We start from the raw sequence: 22,182 nt of genomic DNA, 5'->3' as shown, positions 1-22,182 counted from the left end.
TATGTAACTGAAACACAACATTGTTGTCATCTCTGCGGGAATTCATTTTAGTGTTTTTGCAATGGCCTCGTCTGTTACTTTAGCCATAATTTTGTACCCGGCTGCGTTGGGATGTACGCCATCAATGGTCAGCTCCGCTTTTTGGCCGCTGTGGCTATCAGCAAGCGGGGTGAAATAATCAAGCAGGGTTAGTCTATTTTGGGCGGCATAAACTTTGATAGCATTGTTAAGTGCGATGATCTTACCGGCGGGTTCTATGCCTTTGCGCCAGGGGTACTCATTTACAGGTAAATAAGCACATAAGATGGGCTTAATATTATGCACACGGGCAAGTTCTACCATCGATTTGATATTATCTAAAATGCGTCCGGTGGTTACATGGCCCCGGGAGCCTGAAATATCGTTGCTGCCCGCCAGTATAATTACAGCCTTTGGTTTTAGCGCTATTACGTCTTGCTGAAAACGGAGGAGCAGTTGCGGAGAGATCTGCCCGCCAATGCCTCTGTCAATGTAGGCTTTATGAGTGGCAAAATATTCTGGCATCCGTGTTTTCCAGAATTCGAAGATCGAGCTGCCTAAAAATACAACACGCTTTTCGCCGGGTGCGGGTGCGGGCAGTGATTTATTTTCGGTTTCGTAATGGCGCAGGTCGGCCCAATCATCGCCAAAATCCTCTTTTACGATAGAAGTAGCAGCTTTATTTGCCGTATCTGTTTGTGCGTGTACCGGTAAGGTTAACAATAACGCAGATAAAAAGAATCCAAATTTCATTTTAGGCAGATTAGTTGATTATATCAAATGTACGTGCTGTGTTTAAAAAATCAAGCAAAGCATTAAATATCATTATAAGGGGGGATATTGAATTCGCCCTTCAACATAATTCCTGTAACGATTCTATTATTTCAGTGCGGGATGCCTCGGGGTATTAAACGCCAAATGAAACTTGCGCTGATCTTGCTGAGCGGCTGATGAACTCAATTTTGCAAAGCCCATAAAAAAGGCACCGTGGGATAGGTGCCTTTTTAGTTCTGTGTGATATTAGTATAATGATCATCTCTGGTTCAGAAGATAGGAGTCAAAAGGCTAATTACCTATGATCTTTTAAATCAAACCTGTCCAGGTTCATCACTTTATTCCAGGTGGCTACAAAGTCTTTCACAAACTTATCTTGTGCATCCGCGCTTGCGTATACTTCGGCAACAGCCCTCAGTTCGGAATTAGAGCCAAATACCAGATCGGCGCGGGTACCTGTCCATTTGATTTCACCGGTAGCCCGGTCGCTGCCTTCGTAAAGCTCTTTGTCGGCAGCTATTGCTTTCCATGCGGTGCGCATATCAAGCAGGTTTATAAAGAAGTCGTTAGTTAGCAGGCCCGGGCGGGATGTAAAAACGCCATTCCTGGATCCATCAAAATTTATATTTAATACCCGCAGGCCGCCTATTAATACTGCCAGCTCCGGTGCAGTTAATGTAAGCAACTGGGCCTTATCAATCAGTAATTCTTCGGTTGCTACAGATATCTTTGATTTGCGGTAATTACGAAAACCGTCGGCAACAGGCTCCAGGTAGCCAAATGATTCCACATCGGTCTGCTCCTGTGAGGCGTCCATACGGCCAGGCGCAAACGGAACTGTGATATCTTGCCCCGCATCTTTAGCAGCTTTTTCAACGCCGGCACAACCGGCCAGTACGATCAGATCAGCCAGCGAAACTTTTTTACCCCCCGCCTGTGCACTATTAAATTCTTTGTGGATCCCCTCCAGTACGTTCAGGACCTTTTGCAGCTGCGCTGGATTGTTTGCCTGCCAGTATTTTTGCGGGGCCAAACGAATGCGTGCACCATTGGCACCGCCGCGTTTATCAGAACCACGGAAAGTAGAAGCCGAAGCCCACGCTGTGGAAACCAGTTCTGACACGCTTAAGCCGGATCCTAATATGTTCGCTTTCAGGGTTGCAATATCATTTTCATCTATTAGTTGATGATCAACTGCTGGGATTGGGTCTTGCCAAAGCAGTTCTTCCTGTGGCACATCAGGGCCAAGGTAACGTTCACGCGGCCCCATATCACGGTGTGTTAATTTATACCATGCACGCGCAAAAGCATCTGCAAAAGCTTCATGATCTTCTAAAAAGCGCCTCGATATTTTTTCGTAAGCCGGATCGAGCCTTAAAGCAAGGTCGGTGGTAAGCATGGCTGGCTTATGTTTTTTGGTGTCGTCATAAGCATCAGGTATAATGTCTTCCGCATTTTTTGCTACCCATTGATGTGCGCCACCCGGGCTCTTTGTCAGTTCCCACTCAAAGCCAAACAGGTTCTCAAGAAAGTTATTGCTCCATTGGGTTGGTGTTTTTGTCCAGGTCACTTCAATCCCGCTGGTAATAGTATCCGGCCCTTTGCCCGATCCATATTGGTTGGCCCAGCCAAAGCCCTGCAACTCTATATCGGTAGCTTCCGGTTCCTTACCTACATGGTCAGATGTAGATGCTCCATGTGTTTTGCCAAAGCTATGCCCGCCGGCTATCAGGGCAACTGTTTCCTCATCATTCATCGCCATACGGCTAAAGGTTTCGCGAATGTCCCTTGCGGCCATAATAGGGTCGGGGTTACCATCGGGGCCTTCAGGATTAACGTAAATTAAACCCATATGTGCAGCCGCAAGTGGTTTTTCCAGGTTCCGTAAATGGATATCGCCATCTGCATCCTCATCAGATACCAGTACGCCATGACCCTCTACTGCACCCGGCGAACCATCGGCATAACGCTTATCGTTACCCAGCCAGGTGGTTTCAGCGCCCCAATATACTGACTCGTCTGCTTCCCATACATCTTCGCGCCCACCGGCAAATCCAAAAGTTTTAAAACCCATAGATTCTAACGCGATGTTACCGCTAAGGATCATCAGATCGGCCCAGGAAATTTTGCGTCCGTATTTTTGTTTAATGGGCCAAAGCAACCTGCGGGCTTTATCAAGGCTCACGTTATCCGGCCAGCTGTTAAGCGGTGCAAAACGTTGCAAACCTGCACCGCCGCCGCCACGGCCATCCGTTACACGGTAGGTGCCGGCACTGTGCCAGGCCATGCGTATAAACAAACCGCCATAGTGGCCAAAGTCTGCCGGCCACCAGTCTTGTGAGTCGGTCATCAGCGCGTGAAGGTCTCTTTTTACAGCTTCCAGGTCGAGGCTTTTAAAAGCTTCCGCATAGCTAAAATTTTCACCCATGGGGTTTGATAAAGAAGATTGCTGACGCAGGATATTCAGCTTTAACTGATTTGGCCACCAGTCACGGTTCCTGGTGCCACCTCCGCCAACATTGTGCTTCATACTGCCGTTTAGAAACGGACATTTACTGATGTCATTTGAATCGTTTTCCATTTTTTATAGGTTTATTGTATTGAACTTATTAATATCAGATCACTTCAGAAGATTATAAAATTAGGATATTGGATTTTATAATCATAATCGATAAATTCTATACGGATAGTAGAAAAATCTATAATGAATAGTAATAAAAATAACCCCGGGTGCACCCTTATTATTAAACTGTGGTAACGCGTTAGCAGCAACCGGAGGAACTTTTTTACTATTAATGTCCCCTAATTCATATTAATACCTTAACTCTATTTGTAATAAGTCTAAATAAATATACCTTTGCCGCAGTTTTAACCTTTACGTCATTATATGCGCAATACTGTACTAAAAGCTGATTTTGAGAGCTTCTATAATCCATTAAAAGTCATACTGATATTTACATTATTTTTAATAACTAACATTTTGTCTCCTGCCACCTTATTTGGGCAAAACAAAGACAATTTGAAAGCCTCGCTAACAGGTACAGTAAATGATACAGAAGGCCAACCGTTGAAATATGCGACCGTTACGGTAAACGGTAGCAATAGCAGCCCTACAGACGTGCAGGGTAAATTTTTGATCAAAGGCCTGCCTACCGGTACCCATCGTATCAGTGTTAGCCTTGTAGGTTACCAAACCGCGGTAAAAGAGTTGGAGCTTATCGCCGACAGCACCATCCAGGTTTCTTTTGTGCTCCAGGCAGGGAATGCGCTTTCGGAAGTAGTTGTTACTGCCGGAAGAAAACCGGAAAGCCTGAAAGATGTTCCTTCTTCGGTCACTATCCTAACTGCACGCGCCATTAAGGAACAACTGAATGTCAATCCTTCTATTGCCGCCATCCTTGGAAACACCATTCCGGGACTTGGAACCTCCAGTAATAAGGCAACCAATGCCGGCCAAACATTGCGCGGCCGTCAGGTATTGGTACTGATCGACGGTATCCCCCAATCGACGCCGCTCATGAACGGAAGCCGCGATATCCGCACACTTGATCCTGCAGTTATTGAACGGGTTGAGGTCATTAAGGGGGCAACCTCCATCTACGGCAATGGGTCTGCAGGCGGTATCATCAACTTTATTACTAAAAAGCCCGTTGCGGATAAAACGTTCAGCGGCACAACCAGCGTTGGGATCAATGGCAACCTGGTTCATCCTTCAAACACCGCAGGATACCGGTTTTCACAAAGCTTTTCTGGCACGGTGAAGAAGTTTTCTTATGTAGTTAACGGTACTTACAACTATACCGGGGTATTAAAAGACGCCAAAGGAAACGTGAATGCCCAGGCTGACGGACTTGGTGAAAACTCACTTTACAATGCCTTTGTAAAACTGGCCTACAAGCCGGATGAGCATAGCGAGATCGTAGCTTCGTATAATTTGTTCAGAAGCGTACAGAACACCGATTATATCAACGTAACCGGTAAATATGGGGTAACGCCTTCCGTTGGTAAAAAAGGCGAAGACCCCGGAGAAGCGGCAGGCACACCTTATAACCACAATGCCTTGCTTTCTTATCATAACAACGCCTTGCCTTTGTCAAGTTCCCTGGATGTTTCGGCCTATTATAATGGTTTTGTATCTATGAACCGGTATGTAGCGCAGGGGACAGCCTGGTACGGCCCCGGTCAAACGAAGATCCAGTCATTTAAAAAAGGTCTTCGCCTTACACTGAACACGCCCTGGAAGATGGGTAGCCTTGGCGACGGAGAACTAACCTATGGCCTCGACTTGCTGAGTGACCGCACCAACCAGATCTTAACAGATGGCAGGGTATATATCCCGAACATGAATATGCTTAACCTTGCGCCGTACGCGCAAATGAAGATTGACCTGATGACCAATTTTGTTTTAAAGGCAGGTATACGCTATGAAAACGCCCGTGTTAAAGTACAGGATTTCAATACTATTGCGAAAGGGCCGAACGGCGAAGGCAGTGTTGCGGTAACAGGTGGCAGGATACCTTATAATGCTACCACCTTTAATGCCGGTTTACGTTATAACAAATATGAAATTTTCAACCCGTTTGTAAGCTTTTCACAGGGATTTGCCATTAATGAATTAGGGCGTATCCTGCGAAGCGCGACAAGTGGCACGCTGGAAAGTATCGCAACCGACCCGATCATTACCAATAATTATGAGGCCGGCTTCAGCAGCAGATTGGGTATTGTCAATTTAACGGCTTCTTATTATATCAGTACTTCCAAACTCGGCGCCAACCTGGTTGATGTAGGTGGTTTCCTGGTCCCTCAGCGCGAGCCGGAAAAGATCCATGGCTACGAGATCGCTGCCGATATTTATTTAAACCGGCAGTGGACACTGGGAGGAAGTTACTCCTTTGTGGAAGGCAAAGCCGAACAGGCAAGTGGCACAAAAGTGTATATGAACGGCCTGCGCATTGCGCCCCCAAAAGCGACCGCTTACCTGGGCTATCGCCCTTTGAACTCGCTTGATATGAAACTGTTTTGGGTATACACCGGAAGCCGTGACCGTTTTGACGTTCGCTCTAATGGTTTGTATGCCAATAGCGAGGGGCCTGTAAAACCGGTGAGTATTTTCAACCTGTCGGCGGGTTACAGGTTTAACACCAAGTGGTCGGCTGGCCTTGGTGTGGAGAACCTGCTGAATAATTCTTACTACCCGGTAGTAAGCCAGTACCGCGCTATTGACGCCGAGTATGTGCGTGGCAACGGCGCAACCATGAGCCTTAACGTTTCCTATAACTTTTAACCATGGCGAGGAAGATATTTTTCTGGTTGCATAAATGGCTGGGCCTGAGCACAGGTCTGGTTGTTTTGATTGTAAGCCTGACTGGTTGTATCAATGTTTTCTCGGATGAACTGAAGGAGTACTTTTATCATGACCGGTTTTATGTCGAATCTGGCACGAACCGTCACTTTCAAAATTTTAGCGTACTCCGCGATCAGGCGCAGAAAGCCCTTGGGCCAAAAGTTAAGATCTCCCGTTGTGAGATCTATCCGGCGAAAGGGCGCACCTGGATATTCCGGGCTTCGCTAACGGACAAAAAGGGCATAGGTTACTGGAACTATAACAAATATTATTACCGGGTATATGTAGACCCCTATAAGGGAAAAGTAGTATACGTAGAAGACACCCGTAACGAGTTTTTCCAATTGGTGCTAAGCCTGCACCGAAACCTGCTGCTGGGCGACACGGTAGGCGGCATAGTGACAGGGGCTTCTGCGCTATGCTTTTTTGTGTTGCTGCTGAGCGGTCTTATTCTCTGGTTCCCCAGGAAATGGAAGGCAAAGACCTTCAAAAGGGCCCTTGTATTGAAGCGCGATGTTGGCGGAAAGCGGCTGAATTATGACCTGCACAATATATCGGGTTTTTATATCCTTATACCAGCTTTACTTATCTGTATTACCGGCCTTGTCTTCGCTTTCGACTGGGCCGATCAGTCTGTTCAATACGTAGCTAATGGAGGAAAGGCATCCCAGAAACGGGCCATACCTTTGTCGACACCGAATAAAACTTACGATCCTGGGGCGGCTGATAGCGTGGTTGCTCTCCTTTTGCAGATCCATCCCCAGGCTGATGTATTTTCGATCCGTTTCAGGGAAAAGGATACTGACCCGTTGGATGTTCAGGTTCGTCTGGCCAAAAACCGCACCCATCTGTTCGAATGGTATTATTTTGACCGTAATAATGGCAAACTACTGATGAAGTATGGCGATCAGGATGTAAAGGGAGGCGAGAAATTCAGAAGTATGAACTATGATCTGCATACCGGCGCCTATGCCGGCATCCCTACCAAGCTGCTCACTTTCTTTATTGCACTCTGCTGTGCTGCTATGCCCGTTACCGGTTTTTTCATCTGGTATAACAGAAGAGGCCATAAGTCAAAAAGAAACCAAAACCTCCCTGCCCTGGTAAAAAATCAAGCTATATAAGGGGGTCACAATCCATGATCTCAGGGTTTTTTCCTCAAATGAAAATCACTTTTGAAAATCTAAAACATCGGATCGCTAAAGTATAACTATGGTAATTCCTTTATTTGAATATGACGATATTCCATTTGCCCACGATCACCCTCCAATCCTAATGGACCGGTTGCAGGTAAAATCAATGCATTCTCCAGCACTTCACCATTGCACTCGCAGTGGGCAATATTGTCTTTAACAGTCACGGTTATGACGTTCCAGTCCTGTGGTCGGTAGTTTTTTAAGTCCTTATAAGGGCCTGCCACAAGATAATCCCGACATTGAAGTTGCTGTTTTCGTAAAAAAATGCCGCTGTCCGCATTTTTAGACGCGCGAAATTCGATTTTAAGAACGAAGTTTTTGGGAAATTCCCGTACGGTCCAGGACTCTTGTATTTTTCGTTCTACCCCTACAGGATAGTTGACTACCAGGATTCCATTTGCAGCGGAATAGCGCCCGTCTGATGATACTGTCTTTCCTTCAAAATTTTCTGTGACTTTGCCCTCTTTATTTAGGTAACACCATCCATTAAGGGTACTTCCGTCAAAGAGACTTTCAAAACCGGCATCAGGTTTCCAGGCGCCCTTTTCCGTTCCCGTTTGGGCGCTGGCTTGCAGGCTAATTAAGATAAACCCCGTCATCATCATAAAAACGGATATAATACTGATCGACTTTTTTTTCATTGTAAGTTTTTTTATGGTATTATCCATTAAGCTCACTCATCGTTTTTTTTAAATCTAATCATTCTATAACAATATCCGTTTGCCGGTTACTGCAGATCTTTTGGCTCCATCTAAAATACGCATCACTATCATATTATATTTGAGTGAAGAAAGATCATCTGTTCCCGGCAACCTGTTATTCAATACCGCAGAAAGATAGGCGATAGGGTCACTTATATCAGCAGGTAAGGGCGTAGCTATTTTACTGCTTTTGATATTTTCACGCATACGGCTGTTAATATTTTTGGCGTCCAACGCATGCAGATAGCCCTTTTCGCCAAATACCTCCATATCTTTTATGGAAAACGGCCAGTTCCATGACGCTTCAATGATTCCTGTTGAACCGGGATATTCTACAATTATGGTAGCGTCATCCTCTACCTTTGGATAAATACCGGGTTTATAGTGCCTGGCAACTGCAGTTACCGCAATAGGCTTGCGGCCCTTCATAAACCAGGTCATCAGGTCCGCGCCATAACAACCAAAGTCGTTTATCGCTCCGGCGCCGTTTAAAACCGGATCGGTAAGCCAACTTAAAAATTCAGCGCTGCATCCAATCTCTTTTGGTCCCTGGTGCCCATCATGAAATACTATTTTTTTAATACTGCCTATGCTGTCCGTATTCACCGTATGATAGACGTTGTTATAAGAGGCATACCAGGTTGTTTCAAAGTTGGTTAAAACTTTTATATGATATTGATTAGCCAGTTTTTCAATCTCCAGCGCCTGCGGGAGCGTAGCGGCCAGCGGTTTTTCTACCATTACGGGAATGTGTAGGGGGGCGCAGATTTGTACTATTTTCAAATGGCCGGCTACTTCGTTATAACCCAGTACGGCATCGGGCTTTTTCAGCAAGATCAGTTTTTTAAGATCGGTATAGAAAAGAGAGTCAGGAAGATGATATTGCTTTCCAAATTTAAGCCACAACTGCTTGTTGGGCTCTGCTATTCCAATAATTTTTACACGGCCTTCATTAAAGGCATGTAAAACATTATGAATATGATCGTGATTCAGACCGGCAACTATAACCCGGAGTTGCTGTGCCGATGCGTTGATGTGTAATAGCAGACAGCACAAACAAGTGACAATGAGTTTTTGTGCAATCCGGTACTTACGGAATGTATGCGAAGGATTTTTCATAGGTAGATGGAGTAAATTTATTTATAATTCAGGTTACTATTGGAAATAACAGATTAGCGTATCCGGGCCACTAAATCAGCTAAAAGTATTACTTTATCCCGATATCTGCGTACTAACAAATCAGTTAGTTACTGCTATGTGCTCGTTATGGTATGACCCAATAAAACATGGCCTGTTGAATCGGAATGCTTTTTTTCTCCAGATTTTTTAGAGATAGTAAGATTTGAAGATAGTAACATACATCGCGATTCTAACCCAGTATATAGGCCGTCTCACTCTTCGCTGCTGACATGACAAAGAAACTTTGCATATTGTCTACGTTAGGCAGCTTGAGCAGCTTTTCATTATATAAAACGTTGTATTCATCTATATCGCGAATGGCAATACGCAATAAGAAATCGAACGTCCCCGTCATTTGTGAGCATTCCATGACTTCTTTCAGCTTGATCACTTCGGACTGAAAGGCAATCATGCTTTCCTGGCTGTGCTTTTCGATCCAAACTTGGGTGTAGGCGATCAGGCCGCGTCCGGCTTTTTTATGGTCAAGAATAACGGTATAACGTTTAATATAGCCCTCGTCCTCCAGGCGCCTTACCCGCGTATGTATTGCGGTTACTGACTTATGCAGCTCCCGGGCAATATCCTTGTAGAATGTCCTGGAATCCCGTTGCAGTATGTTCAGAATTCCCAGGTCCGTTTTATCCAGTACGTTATTGATCATTTTAAACTGCTTGATGAAAATCCGCTTGCTTCTCAGTGATAAATTGCCTCAAAGTTTTGACTTCGGACATAGGCTTAGTGTATTAAATACGTTTATTTTTGTTCCTATTGTATGGGAAAAGTAAAATAATTTGGGCTGGTATGCAAGAAATTACTGGTTTATTTTCATTTTTAATTAAGTTTGCGAAAAGTTCAAAGTGTACGGAGTTGCTAATTTAACTGTGCCTGAACCCGGGTTGAAATCTAAAATACGCGGTTTTTTGCAGCTCAAATAGAAACTAACAGTATATATATTGACCTTTTTAGAATTGGATTCTAAATAATAGGTACCTTATAGTTTGCATCACTAAAACCTGCAACCTTTGCAGTAATGGCTGATAGTCCGAATGGCTGCAGCGTAAAAGCGCTTGTTGCATTCATGGAGGCTTATTCAGAACAGGAAGTTAATTATTCGGTTTATTAATATGGCGACCATACAACCCTTTTGCGCATTGCGCCCCAACACTTTCTATGCCGACCAACTGGTCTTTGGCGCCCAGGTGATGGTGATGGGAAACGGCACAACCGAAAAGAAACTTGCACCCCTGAAGGATTCCCTGGAGCATGTAGCCCGTTTGCGGCCGGAAACGCCGCTAGGCCAAGCAGCCGGCTACATGACCATAGACAAAACGCTGCGGGAAATGCTGGATAACGGCAAATTATGGCAGGAGCAAACACCGGGGTTCTATATTTACGAAATAGTTCATGGCAACTTAAGACAAACCGGCATTTGGGCATTAAGCTCACTGGATGACACACTCAGGATTCATGAGCAGACTTTTAGCGACAGCGTACGACGTTTGAAAAATTACCGGGAATGTACGGGCCTGGAAGGCAGCCCTATATTATTAACTTATACGCCTGATGAGACGATCAACCGGATCATCACGGAAACCAAATCGGGTAATAATAAAGCAACGATGAGCAATGGGTCCAGTGTTCATTACTTATGGAAGGTGGGGGACCCGGCAGTGATACAGGAACTGACCGAAGCGTTTGCGGGTATTCCTGCTATTTACCTGGCCGACGGTCATCACCGCCTGGCCGCTGCCAGCCGCCTGCTACAAGAGCAAAGAACCCGGGGCATACAGATGTATAATTCCATCGCCTCCCTGTACATGGCCACTGATCAATTGTGTATACGCGCTTATCACCGGGTGCTCCTGCCAGGCGAATGTATAGAAAAAGAAAAACTTTTATTGAACCTGCTAGAAGACTTTACTGTCCGGAAATCAACAGGTAATTTGCCTGTGGAGCCGGAAACAAAGCACCATTTGGGTATGCTCGCCGGCGGGCAGTGGTTCCATTTAACTCCCCGGTACGAAGCCGGGGCTTTGATTGATGCCGAAATACTACAGGAGAGGCTGCTACGCCCGATTTTTGGAGTGACGGATCCGGGAACAGACAAGCGAATATGCTATATCGGCGGCCCGCAGGCGATGGAGGAACTGTTGTCGTTTACAGCGGAACATCCCTGCGCTGTCGCTTTTACACTCTGCCCCCTTACGGTGGAACAGCTGAAGGAGGTTGCTGATGCAGGAGAAATATTGCCCCCAAAAGCAACCTGGATAGACCCGAAAATCCCTTATGGCTTATTACTTTATAAACATTAAACAGGTGTCATAGTAGTAATTGGCACTTGCCGGGAAATCGCATATTGTCTCTTAAAGTGCTGCTGCTTTAATAGGCATTCAGCCTTATTCTTCGGTATCTTTAAAGCTCTCCAGTTCCTCGCCTTTATGCAAATGGCGATTATGATGCCTTACCTCTACATTATCGCCCGGTTGATCCGTCTGTTCATCAATATATTCGGCCCGTATCTCGTTTTCTGTTTCCGGATCGGTTCCGGCGAATGCTTCATTCAGCCCTTCGTTTTCTCTGCCATTACCGGTTGGTTTGCCTTTCCGGTGAATTGTTGATACATTCTCATTCTTTGCCATAACAATGATTTTTTAATAGCAACAACTGCTAAAAAATGATGTTTGAAAAAATTGGATTATTATCAGTAGTTTTTTAAAATTAGAAATAAGGCACACCAAGCGGATCGGAAATCCATTTCTCTATCCGGCAGACAATTAGGGTCATTCCATAATATGAACTGATGTTTAATAGTCTCTTTATTGTTTTTTACTGATCAGGTAGCAATCAACGGCTGAATTTACTCTAACCAAACTTGTTGTGTAAAAGCACCGTTTGCTGCAATATCCCACAACTCAACCCTTACCCATTTCCTTTCCTTTAAATTAACAGTAAATTCAAATTTATTTTTTCGGAAAGCTTCAGTATTATTTAAACTAATTCGTTCACGGTAAACTTTTTTACCATCTCCTGAAACTATCTCCGCGAAATTCAAAGGGAAGGTCCAATCTGCTGACAATACGATCTTCGTTTTGCCGGAAGGAGTGATTTTAGCAGTCTCGCCGGATTTTTTGCCATTGACGGTAAAAATCGGAAGCAAAACTTCTCCCGTAGAAACAAAAAACTTTCCTTTTCGCATTGCATCAAGCACGGGTTTCCACCCGTCTTTAAAATCCGGGATCTTATCAAGCTGCAGGTAATTCACATTTAAATGTGCGTACATCTCATTTTGTTCGGTAATTGTAAAAATATCGGACTCTCCGATAATATGTTTTTTTAATCCCCAGTTTGACATATCGTCAAGAAGATTAAGTACGCGTTTGCTTAATGTTGGCAGGGAAAGGTCTGCAGGGATAGCTTTCCAGGCTGCCCCCATAAAGGTTGCAGACTTAAAGAAAGGCTCCTCTTTATAAGCATCAGGATATCCGGTTGAAGCCTTTGTACGGGCATGTGCTGTCCAGGCCAGGCCGTTCTCCAGTTCGAGCAGCTTCAACATTTCATCTTTATTTCCTATACGATATACCTTACCGAATTTAGGGTCGGTTGAAACAAATGGCATGTCTGCCCGCCTCGACATAATCCAGTTAACCGGCCTGGGGAAAAAGCTTAGCCAATGACCACCATAAAAGTTGTTTGGTTCTTCGCCGGGCAGCAAAAGGAAGTTTTTGTCAGAAAGCCGGGCACATTGTTCATGAAGGGACTGCAGCTCTTTTAAACGTTCTTCATCCGGGCCTTTTGGATGGCCCGGCCCATGAAATTCAGCTAAATGCACAATATTTACCCCCATTTTCTTAAATACATCTTTAAATTCAGGCTTTTCAGGAACAGGCCCTCCCTTTAATACCACATCCATAATAAATTCATTATGGAAATGGCTGGCCATCGTTTTATATCCCGGGATTGGAGCATAAGAATCCCCGTGTGTAAACCTCTTCACCTCTTCCAACACCTTTGCAGGAGCGTCAGTACCAATAAGGCAAAAAAAGTTTAAACGCTGAAGGGTTTTAGGGGGCGCATTAAACCAGGGCACATAACGCTTATCACCAAGAGGATCCTGACGAATACCAATCCCGTAGCCAGGCAACTGACTATGGTAGTTTTGTCCGTACCAGGTGAATTTTAAATTAAAAGCTTCATCAAGTGGATAAAAGTATTGATGAGGGGGTGGAAACAATGCGAGGCTTCCTTGCTTACTTTGGCCAATAATTGTACGATACTTTACTTCTTGGTTTGTTGCGGTTGCTTCATGTACTACTTTGGTAGTCTGCAGTTTATTTTTAACATCAGACCAGGATAAATTTTGCCAAATTTGTGTTTTACTTACCAAGCCGGCATCATAAAGAATAGCTGTAGAATCGGCTTCTGTAGCCATTACAGCTGCTACATTAAATAAAGGGCTGCCATTATACAGCGTTATTTCAAGTACTCCCTTAAATGATGATGCCTGCATATCAGAAATCCGGATGATTGTTTGCGAGCCTGAACTAATAACGTTTGCAGAATGCTTGGTAAATTCAACAGGATACGACTTGTATGGTTTTAGGGGAACTCTGTCAAAAAAAACGTCCCAACCTCCGCTTTTAGGGTCCAGGGTTCTTTTGCCAACTGTAAGCAGGTAAGCAGGATCGAGCCCGGATGCAATTTCCTTGAACCCGGCGCCTGTGTTTATTCCAATGCTCTTAAATAAAGGCATCCCGTTTTCCAGATCAAGAATTAGTTTTCCATGGTCATCTTTACCGGCAGGCCATTTTATATCTATTTGCTTACCCGCAACCTGTACATTAACCCCGGTACGTTTATTAAACTTTGAAAGGTTTATCATAGGCTGGGCTTTTGAACTAATTACACAAGCAGTAAATAAAAGCAACAAAGTGATGTTCTTTATGGAGATAAAATTGGTACTATTATGGAAAGAGATCATATGGTTTGATGGTTAGATTGCGTGGATATTACAAATAGTAAATCCTGTGCGTTTCGAAGTTAATCGAAAAGTGCTACGATTCAAAATAATGAGTATAGCCGCAAGGGCTAAAGAAAACTTGAGTTTTTAAGAGAAAAATGGAGATTTTAGGAGGTGATTTGATTACCTAAACTATACCCTGAAAATTTAGGGAGATGGCCTCAATGGTGCCCCTTTGGCATTAATGTTGTTTACGGGCGCGCACGAGATGCCGTATGAGTAAAGGTAACCGGTTTGTGGCGCACCGGAACAGATAATATATTAACTGTTGTAGTCTGGCCTAATTTGCCAAAAGTATCAATGATTCGCTCCAGTTCTCGTGTGGATTGGACCGCGACTGTAACAAAGAAACAGTATTCACCGGTTGTATGCGTGATATTAGTAATGCCGTTTAACTTCTTTGCCTCTTTTAAAAAAGCATCAATATACCCGTGCGGCAGTTTCACAGCTATCAATGCCTGCTGTTGAAAACCCAATAGTTCCAAGTCGATCTCAAGTGAAAACCCCTTGATTATCCCTTCGTTCTGCATTCGTTTGATTCTTTCGGAGACAGCCGGTGCAGTAAGGCCAATCCTTCTGCCAATTTCTGCATTACTAAGACGCGAATCGGCCTGGAGCTCGTTCAGAATGGCATAATGTAACTCGTCTAACTGCATAAGTGAAATTCTAAAAACATTTGATTCGAAAGCCGGGGGCATTTCTTCCTTAGAAACGAAAGCTAAATTAAATACTGGTCAACCGAAATTTGCAACCGTTAATAAATGATAACAATGTTATGACAGAACAAATTATTAAAATGGAAGGTGGTATGATGACGCATGGAATGGCAATTATCGACGCTGGTACACGCATCCATTATGTGGAGGTCGGTACAGGCGATCAGGTGATTGTATTGCTTCACGGCTTTCCGCAAACATGGTGGGAGTGGAGGTTTATTATACCCGGGCTGACTAAGGCAGGCTATAAAGTTATCGTTCCGGACTACAGGGGTGCCGGTCATTCGTGGCGGCCTGCTTCGGGTTATGATAAAAGTACAATGGCCGCAGACATTCACCAGCTCTTAACGCAACACCTTGATATAAAACAGCCGATTATCATGGCTGGTCATGACATCGGACTGATGGTTGCTTACGCTTATGCCCAGCAATTCCGAAACCATATTTCTCATCTGGTTGTAATAGACGCACCCTTACCCGGTACACAGGCTTTTGACAGCATCCGTTCTCACCCGCGGGTTTGGCATTTTGCATTTCATACAGTGCCTGACTTGCCCGAGCTGCTTATTTCGGGGCGAGAGCGGCAGTACCTGCAGTCGTTTTTTGGTTATCGGATTTTTAACACTGCGGCCATCAGTGAACAAGATATTGACGTGTTTACGAGCGCCTATTCGGCACCGGGTGCTATCCGCGCTGGCCTGGAGGTTTACCGCGCCTTCGATCAGGATGTGCTTGACAACAAGGCGTTTCTTGCACAAAACGGAAAACTTACGATCCCCGTACTCGCTGTTGGTGGTGAAATAAGTACCAGCGGCGGGTTGATGAAAGATATGATGCTGGAGGTAGCAGAAAGGGTTACCGCCGTTAGTATACCAAGAACCGCCCATTGGGTTGTTGAAGAAAATCCCGAAAGCTTTTTGCAATCGTTTCTTTCATTTTTAGACAGTAATAAGGCATGAGGGCAATAAGTGATATTGAATTGTATGTGTTAAATCCCCAGTTTACAACTCGTATAAACATGAAAAAATATCGCATTTACCAGGTCAATTCGTTTACACAGGTGCCATTTGCCGGCAATCCGGCCGGCGTTGTTTCTAACGCCGATGGGCTTACAGAAAAACAGATGCAATTGATCGCCCGGGAACTTAATAACTCAGAAACGGCCTTTATCTTTCAAAACGAATATGATGATCCAAACTATGATGTCGAAGTACGTTTCTTTACACCAACTACAGAAGTGCCGATTTGCGGACATGCAACTATCGCCGCCCACTTTGTGAGGGCATTAGAACACCCGGTGCCGTCTGGTAACCTGTCTTATCAAAAGACGAAAGCCGGCATCCTGCCCGTTAAGATTACCGGTACTGATGGAAATATAAGGATAACGATGACGCAGGGACAGATCAGTATCAAACCCATAGCAGTTGCATATCAGAAAATGATCGTTCATGCACTTGGACTAAATCAAGACGACCGGAGCGATCAATGCCCCATTCAAATCGTATCTACAGGGCACTCCAAAGTAATTATTGGAATAAAATCAAAAGTCACATTAAATAAGCTTTCCCCAAATTTGGAGGCACTTAAGCAATTAAGCGCAAAAGTCGGATGCAATGGCTTTTTTGTGTTCACCCTTGATTCTGACGACCCAGGGATACTGACACATGGTAGGATGTTTGCACCAGCAATAGGCATCGCGGAGGATCCTGTTACAGGAAACGCCAATGGCCCGCTTGGGGCATATTTGGTAGCCAACAATATCGTTGCAACTAACGGCAAGGAATTTTCTTTTACCGGCAAACAGGGAGAAGCAATTGGCCGGCCCGGAACAATGGACGTAAAGGTCACTATATCAAACGGTAGTCCCGTAAGGGTTGACATAACCGGAAGCGCCGTAACAGTATTTGTTAGCGAGATAGAAATTTAAACGATATGATTGGTATTTCAGATAGTTTGTCACTCTCTATTCCCACGGAAAAGAAGTTGTAAATCTTCTGAAAGAGTAATACCTTGCTGTAGTTAACCAACTTTATTTAAATGCCGTCACCAAAAGCAAGGAGGGCTATTTTACGCATCATTCCTTTCGGTATGCTGTGGCTGGTATTTAGCATGGTTTATACACTGCTGGAAAGAGGTTTATTGGGCAATCTCCATTATTACCCTTCCACAGGTAACACATATGTTTTTGCCAGGAATATTTTCATGATCCCGCTCCTGGCTTTGATAACCGGCACCTCGATCGGCGTACTGGAAATTTTTTATTTCAGCAAATGGTTCATTAAAAAAAGCTTCACAAAGAAGATCCTGTACAAATCCCTCATCTACTTAGTGATTGTTTTATTGTTTCTTGTCCTCACATTTATTACTACTGCGAATTTTGCGATCACCCGTAAAGATATCTGGTCGGGCATTTGGGCTTTCTTTACAGACTATTCCCTGCTGAGTGTTTTGATTTACATTGCTTGTATTATTGTGGTTACCCAATTTTATACAGAGGTAAGTGAAAGTATTGGCACGGCAGTACTGGCTAATTTCTTTTTGGGAAAGTATCACAGACCGGTGGAAGAAGAAAGGATCTTTATGTTCCTTGATATGCGGTCATCTACCGAGATTGCTGAAAAATTGGGCCATGTTAAGTACTTTGAAATGCTGAAAGAATATTTCTCCGATCTGTCTGAACCGGTGATTGATTACGGGGGTGAAATTTATCAGTATGCAGGGGATGAAATGATCGTGTCGTGGAAACTAAAAAATGGCTTGAAAAATAATAATTGCATCCGCTGTTTTTTTGCCATGAAAGAATCGATAAATAAGAAGGCTGATAAGTACAAAGAGAAATTTGGCGTATTACCGCAGTTCAAAGCCGGGTTTCATTATGGAAAGGTAACCACCGGTGAGATCGGCGTACTCAAAAAAGAGATCATTTTTACCGGTGATGTATTGAATACAACGGCCCGTATCCAGGGATTGTGCAATCAATTGAATGTGGATATCCTTATTTCTGACGCACTTATAAAAAAAATGGACCTTGATCCTTCGTTTCAAATAACATCACTGGGCGAAACTCAACTCAGGGGCAGGGGAGAGAAAATTGAATTATTTGCGATCAGCTAAAATCCACCGGCTCACTACATAAACTGCTTTTTATGTCATTATTGCTTAATTTAGGCGGTTTTACATTTACTTATAAATTACAAAGTAACCACGCTAATATGCAAGCAATCAAGGCTATAATTTTGCACACTGTGCTGATATTTACATTTCCGTTTATACTACTGGCTCAACGTAACGACGGTGCTGTTATCCCCGGAGATTTTGCGGATCCATCTGTCATCAGGGTTAACAATAAGTATTTTGCGGTGGGCACGTCCTCCGAGTGGGCGCCACATTTCCCTGTTTACCAATCTACCGACCTTAAAAACTGGCGGCAAACCGGTTACGTTTTTGATAAAGCGCCCGCATGGGCTTCAGGTTCTTTTTGGGCACCCGAATATTATAAGATAAAGGATACCTATTACATCTATTACACAGCACGCCGAAAGGCCGACAATACATCATACATTGGTGTGGCTACATCCAGGTATCCGGATAAAGGTTTTACCGACCACGGCGTGATCATCGCATTTGGTAAAGAAGCTATTGATGCTTTTGTTTTTAATGATAACGGGCAATTATACATCACCTTTAAGGCCTATGGCCTTGATAAGCGGCCAATAGAGCTATTGGGCAGCAAGCTTTCGGCAGATGGCCTTAAACTGGAGGGGGAACCATTCTCCTTATTAAAAGATGAGCAGCGTATAGGTATGGAAGGGCAAAGCATCCTTAAAAAAGATGGCTATTATTATCTCTTTTATTCGGCAGGCAATTGTTGTGGGGCAGAATGTGGTTATAATGTACGGGTAGCCCGTGCAAAAAAAATCACCGGCCCTTACGAAGTCTATTCGGGCAACCCCATCTTATCTGAAAATGCCAAATGGAAATGCATGGGCCATGGTACCTTTGTTAAGGGGCCAAATGGCGCCGATTTTTATCTGCATCATGCTTATAACAGGCAAAGTACCGTATTTACTGGGAGGCAAGCCCTGATATCCGAATTAGTATGGCCGCAAAAAAATGGATGGCCGGTATTTAAAACGCAAAAAATAATGGGTGCCGCCGCCCCAGATATTAACGAAAGCTTTACGGCGCAGGCAATAGCCAGGTATTGGCAATGGGATTTCCGTAATTCAACCCCAAAAATAAAGCAGCAAAAGGGTGTGTTATATTTATCAGGAAGTATTAAGCAGGGTAACCAAAGTGGCATTGTATTAACTGCCAGGCCTGTTTCAGGGAGTTTTGTAATGGCTGCAACCGTGCTTAATCATAATGAGGCGCTTAAAGGCCTCACTTTTTACGGTGATGCTAATATGGCTTTAGGTATCGGTACCCAAAACGATCAGGTAATAGTGTGGCAGGTTAAAGACAATAAATTTTCCACTTTAGCACAGTCGTCAGCAAACAAAAAATTACCCGTACAACTCAAACTGGAGCTAGCTACTGATAAAACGTGCAGGTTTTATTACCGGCAGGGCAAAACCGGCTGGAAAGCATTAACATCCGATAATCCGGTAAAGGCAGACTTCTTGCCGCAGTGGGACCGGAGCCCAAGGGCAGGGCTTCATTTTAAAGGTGATGAAAACGAGGATGCCCGGTTTTCCGGATTCACTATAACAAACTATTAATATTACCTAAACTAAGTATATTCTCATATAATGAGAAACAGAAATCGACTGGATTTCAATCAGGCACAGCGCAGGTAGGTTTAATATTTGCTCGTGTCGTTACTTTAACAGCCTGACCTCGTAAATATTTGCAGTAGATGAATTTTGTTGTGCCGAAAATTTAATCTGCAATACTTTAGCATTTTGTTTCATCAAATCGACTGGCAGATCATAATCTATATCAAAGAACTGCCCGCGTTTTGCGTTTTGCATATCGGCAGCAGACAATAAAATGCCATTAATGTAGATATCAAACTTGTTGCCTGGCCCGCCCACACTGTAGGTAACGCGTATTTTTTTAGCCTCACCGGCATTGTTTTTTAGATTGTAGCTGAACCAACCCCGGGCGTTACGAAAGTGGCGATCTTTAAATAAACCGTTTGCGGAGTTTTCGCCTTTGTAGGCATGGTCCGCTTCTGGCTGCTGCTCACCCGCCGTAACTTTATCAACCGTAATCTCATCCAGCTTTAAAGCGGCTTCCTCTTTATCTTTTACAGCCTTTTGCATACTAGCCAGGCCCTGGGAGGTAGTGTATGGCCAGTACATTACATACCGGGCGTTCTGTATAGTATAAAAGGGTACTAACTTAAGCCCCTTGTATTTCGTTTGATAGGTGGCATCGCTCACGCTGAAAGAAAGATCGACGTTACGCACAGTTTTCACCAGTGTAGCCAGATCCTTTTTATCAGATACAATAAGCGGAGCTTCATCCATTGGGTACAGTTTACCTGCGGCTATATGACCCATGCGGCTGTCATCGGCATATAAACCTGTCAGATCGGTTGTATCGGTAGCTGCAGCCAAAACCATAGGTCCGTGTACAAACGTCACCCATTGCGATTTATCAGGCAATTGCTCGGCTTTGGTTTCCATTGGCACTACAATGGTGATAACATCACCGGTTTTCCATTTGCGTGCTACGCTAACGTATGATGCCGCATCGCTTTTAATAGCTTGGGCTATATTGTTCACCAGTACCTTCATTTTGCCGGTTTGCACCCATGCCGGATGGCGCAAATGGATTGAAAAGTACTTTGGCTTATTTAACGTTATCTTAATTTGCGACGTTTCTTTATAAGGAAATGTTGTGCTTTGTACCAGTCTGAGCCCGTTTTGCTTCCAGTTGAGCGTTGATGCCATAAACAGGTTAACATAAACATCTTTGGCATCGTGGGCGTATATCAGCTCGCCGTACTTGCCGTGGTTTTCCATGCCGGTGCCTACACAGCACCAAAAACCTTGCTGCGGCTGTGAGTAAACGCGGTAATGCCTTGGGCGAATAGGTGTAAAATATACAAAGCCGCCGTTTGGCCCCTGCGATGATAATATATGATTATACAAAGTGCGTTCGTAATAATCGATATAAGCGGCCGATGGTTTTGCCAGGAAGAGCTGCTTTGTAAGTTTAAGCATGTTATATGAATTACATGTTTCGGGGCCCTCCCTGTCTTCTACCATTGATGAAAAATCGTCAACCGGGTTAAAATGCTCCCGTACACTGTTGCCGCCAAATGCTACTGACCGGTGTTCTACTACCGTTTTCCAAAAGAAATTTGCCGCATCTGCCCAAGCAGTATCGTGTGTAAGTTCGGCTATTTGCTCAAAGCCTATAACTTTTGGTATTTGCGTATTAGCGTGAAGCCCGGTAAGCGAATCCTGCTGATGCAATAAGGGGTTGAGGATTGCCTTGTGTGAAAACCGTTTGGCAAGCGTGAGATATTTTTGGTTGCCGGTGATCTGGCAAATTTTGGCCAATGCATCGTTCATGCCGCCATGCTCATTGCGCAATATCACCTGCAATTGCGTGTCAGACAAACCCAAAGTAAGGTTATAAACCCAATCGGCAAATTTAACAAGCATTCCTTTAGCCTTTGGAATACCCGTAACCGTATAGGCATCAATTAACCCGGCATATACTTTATGAATATTGTAAAAGGGCACCCACTGTCCGTTTAGTGAAAAGGTACCGGCGTCAATTTTACCTTCGCTAATGTTCTTCCAAAAAATTCGGCCTTTTGGCACCCCGCCAATATAGCCATCGCCATTTTTTTCCTGGCATAACGCCAGTTCATCAATCATATAATTAAGCCTGCGCAACAATTCGGGGTTACCGGTTGCGGCATACATATACGATAATGCCGAAAGATAATGCCCGCCAATATGCCCGTTAAGACCGCTATTTTCCCAGTTACCGTAACTTTTCACTTTAGAGGTGAGCCCGGCTTCGGTAAGGTAGGGTGCCAATAATCTGTCCATATCAAGGGCCAGTATATATTTCATATCCGTTTGCTGAGCCTTTTTAAAAGGCCCGTCAAGCAGTCGCACTGATGATACCGGGAAACTTTGCAAACCGGCATGCTGTGCCGTGGCATTGGCAGCCAACAACACCAGCGGTACCAGCCAGATCTTTTTAACTTTCATATTATGAATTTACGCTGTTATCTGATTGTTTTGAAGTGATAAGATTGGGTCTGCGA

Annotated in this window: 16 protein-coding genes; 7 read left to right on the top strand and 9 right to left on the bottom strand. The window is 44.1% G+C overall.

The features are described 5' to 3' along the window. Positions 1-42: 42 nt before the first annotated feature. Positions 43-771, bottom strand: a complete 729-nt coding sequence (locus WC743_RS20450; RefSeq protein ID WP_373015049.1) for a GDSL-type esterase/lipase family protein — start codon at positions 769-771, stop codon at positions 43-45. A gap of 316 nt (positions 772-1,087) precedes the next feature. Beyond that, complete coding sequence (katG, locus tag WC743_RS20445) at positions 1,088-3,373, bottom strand: catalase/peroxidase HPI (protein WP_373015047.1); 2,286 nt, start codon at positions 3,371-3,373, stop codon at positions 1,088-1,090. A gap of 399 nt (positions 3,374-3,772) precedes the next feature. Here katG and WC743_RS20440 point away from each other — a divergent pair, with 399 nt between their 5' ends. Together WC743_RS20440 and WC743_RS20435 are read left to right on the top strand one after the other, a co-directional pair. After that, entirely contained in the window at positions 3,773-6,076 is a 2,304-nt protein-coding gene (locus WC743_RS20440) for a TonB-dependent receptor (protein ID WP_373015045.1), read from the top strand. A gap of 2 nt (positions 6,077-6,078) precedes the next feature. Then, positions 6,079-7,260 carry a PepSY-associated TM helix domain-containing protein gene (locus WC743_RS20435; RefSeq protein WP_373015043.1) on the top strand — a complete coding sequence of 394 codons (1,182 nt, stop codon included), beginning with the start codon at positions 6,079-6,081 and terminating at the stop codon, positions 7,258-7,260. Between the two features lie 86 nt (positions 7,261-7,346). Here WC743_RS20435 and WC743_RS20430 read toward each other — a convergent pair whose 3' ends face one another. The 3 genes from WC743_RS20430 to WC743_RS20420 all read right to left on the bottom strand — a co-directional run bounded on the left by WC743_RS20430 (position 7,347) and on the right by WC743_RS20420 (position 9,873). After that, entirely contained in the window at positions 7,347-7,973 is a 627-nt protein-coding gene (locus WC743_RS20430; RefSeq protein ID WP_373015041.1) for a DUF1080 domain-containing protein, read from the bottom strand. A gap of 63 nt (positions 7,974-8,036) precedes the next feature. After that, positions 8,037-9,152: a Gfo/Idh/MocA family protein gene (locus WC743_RS20425; RefSeq protein ID WP_373015039.1), complete on the bottom strand. Its 1,116-nt coding sequence runs from the start codon at positions 9,150-9,152 to the stop codon at positions 8,037-8,039. Between the two features lie 250 nt (positions 9,153-9,402). Further along, entirely contained in the window at positions 9,403-9,873 is a 471-nt protein-coding gene (locus WC743_RS20420; RefSeq protein ID WP_373015037.1) for an Lrp/AsnC family transcriptional regulator, read from the bottom strand. Positions 9,874-10,336: 463 nt separating this feature from the next. Between WC743_RS20420 and WC743_RS20415 the strand changes: the two genes are divergently transcribed. Then, positions 10,337-11,524: a DUF1015 family protein gene (locus tag WC743_RS20415; protein ID WP_373015035.1), complete on the top strand. Its 1,188-nt coding sequence runs from the start codon at positions 10,337-10,339 to the stop codon at positions 11,522-11,524. Between the two features lie 84 nt (positions 11,525-11,608). Here the strand turns inward: WC743_RS20415 and WC743_RS20410 are convergent, their stop codons facing one another. The 3 genes from WC743_RS20410 to WC743_RS20400 all read right to left on the bottom strand — a co-directional run bounded on the left by WC743_RS20410 (position 11,609) and on the right by WC743_RS20400 (position 14,885). Further along, positions 11,609-11,851, bottom strand: coding sequence for a hypothetical protein (locus tag WC743_RS20410; RefSeq protein ID WP_373015033.1), 243 nt, complete (start codon positions 11,849-11,851; stop codon positions 11,609-11,611). A 218-nt stretch (positions 11,852-12,069) separates the two neighbouring features. Then, positions 12,070-14,091 (bottom strand): hypothetical protein, encoded by a 2,022-nt coding sequence (locus tag WC743_RS20405; RefSeq protein ID WP_373015031.1) that lies wholly within the window; start codon positions 14,089-14,091, stop codon positions 12,070-12,072. A 329-nt stretch (positions 14,092-14,420) separates the two neighbouring features. After that, entirely contained in the window at positions 14,421-14,885 is a 465-nt protein-coding gene (locus tag WC743_RS20400; protein WP_373015029.1) for an Lrp/AsnC family transcriptional regulator, read from the bottom strand. A 119-nt stretch (positions 14,886-15,004) separates the two neighbouring features. Here WC743_RS20400 and WC743_RS20395 point away from each other — a divergent pair, with 119 nt between their 5' ends. The 4 genes from WC743_RS20395 to WC743_RS20380 all read left to right on the top strand — a co-directional run bounded on the left by WC743_RS20395 (position 15,005) and on the right by WC743_RS20380 (position 19,666). After that, positions 15,005-15,904: an alpha/beta fold hydrolase gene (locus WC743_RS20395; RefSeq protein ID WP_373015027.1), complete on the top strand. Its 900-nt coding sequence runs from the start codon at positions 15,005-15,007 to the stop codon at positions 15,902-15,904. A 59-nt stretch (positions 15,905-15,963) separates the two neighbouring features. Then, the gene (locus WC743_RS20390) at positions 15,964-16,872 is read left to right on the top strand and encodes a PhzF family isomerase (RefSeq protein ID WP_373015025.1); all 909 of its coding nucleotides are present in this window, start codon (positions 15,964-15,966) and stop codon (positions 16,870-16,872) included. Between the two features lie 110 nt (positions 16,873-16,982). Then, entirely contained in the window at positions 16,983-18,059 is a 1,077-nt protein-coding gene (locus WC743_RS20385) for an adenylate/guanylate cyclase domain-containing protein (protein WP_373015023.1), read from the top strand. A 32-nt stretch (positions 18,060-18,091) separates the two neighbouring features. Next, entirely contained in the window at positions 18,092-19,666 is a 1,575-nt protein-coding gene (locus WC743_RS20380) for a glycoside hydrolase family 43 protein (protein ID WP_373015022.1), read from the top strand. 99 nt (positions 19,667-19,765) lie between these two features. Here the strand turns inward: WC743_RS20380 and WC743_RS20375 are convergent, their stop codons facing one another. Further along, positions 19,766-22,126 carry a beta-L-arabinofuranosidase domain-containing protein gene (locus WC743_RS20375; RefSeq protein WP_373015020.1) on the bottom strand — a complete coding sequence of 787 codons (2,361 nt, stop codon included), beginning with the start codon at positions 22,124-22,126 and terminating at the stop codon, positions 19,766-19,768. Between the last annotated feature and the right edge of the window lie 56 nt (positions 22,127-22,182).

The sequence above is a fragment of the Mucilaginibacter sp. genome, assembly GCF_041660805.1.
Taxonomy (GTDB): domain Bacteria; phylum Bacteroidota; class Bacteroidia; order Sphingobacteriales; family Sphingobacteriaceae; genus Mucilaginibacter.
This window is presented reverse-complemented; position numbering and strand designations above follow the sequence as displayed.

Bases quoted from the DNA above. Each gene is read 5' to 3' on its own strand.
- WC743_RS20450 (WP_373015049.1), bottom strand. From the start codon at position 771: ATGAAATTTGGATTCTTTTTATCTGCGTTATTGTTAACCTTACCGGTA.
- katG (WP_373015047.1), bottom strand. From the start codon at position 3,373: ATGGAAAACGATTCAAATGACATCAGTAAATGTCCGTTTCTAAACGGC.
- WC743_RS20435 (WP_373015043.1), top strand. From the start codon at position 6,079: ATGGCGAGGAAGATATTTTTCTGGTTGCATAAATGGCTGGGCCTGAGC.
- WC743_RS20430 (WP_373015041.1), bottom strand. From the start codon at position 7,973: ATGAAAAAAAAGTCGATCAGTATTATATCCGTTTTTATGATGATGACG.
- WC743_RS20425 (WP_373015039.1), bottom strand. From the start codon at position 9,152: ATGAAAAATCCTTCGCATACATTCCGTAAGTACCGGATTGCACAAAAA.
- WC743_RS20420 (WP_373015037.1), bottom strand. From the start codon at position 9,873: ATGATCAATAACGTACTGGATAAAACGGACCTGGGAATTCTGAACATA.
- WC743_RS20415 (WP_373015035.1), top strand. From the start codon at position 10,337: ATGGCGACCATACAACCCTTTTGCGCATTGCGCCCCAACACTTTCTAT.
- WC743_RS20410 (WP_373015033.1), bottom strand. From the start codon at position 11,851: ATGGCAAAGAATGAGAATGTATCAACAATTCACCGGAAAGGCAAACCA.
- WC743_RS20405 (WP_373015031.1), bottom strand. From the start codon at position 14,091: ATGATAAACCTTTCAAAGTTTAATAAACGTACCGGGGTTAATGTACAG.
- WC743_RS20400 (WP_373015029.1), bottom strand. From the start codon at position 14,885: ATGCAGTTAGACGAGTTACATTATGCCATTCTGAACGAGCTCCAGGCC.
- WC743_RS20395 (WP_373015027.1), top strand. From the start codon at position 15,005: ATGACAGAACAAATTATTAAAATGGAAGGTGGTATGATGACGCATGGA.
- WC743_RS20390 (WP_373015025.1), top strand. From the start codon at position 15,964: ATGAAAAAATATCGCATTTACCAGGTCAATTCGTTTACACAGGTGCCA.
- WC743_RS20385 (WP_373015023.1), top strand. From the start codon at position 16,983: ATGCCGTCACCAAAAGCAAGGAGGGCTATTTTACGCATCATTCCTTTC.
- WC743_RS20380 (WP_373015022.1), top strand. From the start codon at position 18,092: ATGTCATTATTGCTTAATTTAGGCGGTTTTACATTTACTTATAAATTA.
- WC743_RS20375 (WP_373015020.1), bottom strand. From the start codon at position 22,126: ATGAAAGTTAAAAAGATCTGGCTGGTACCGCTGGTGTTGTTGGCTGCC.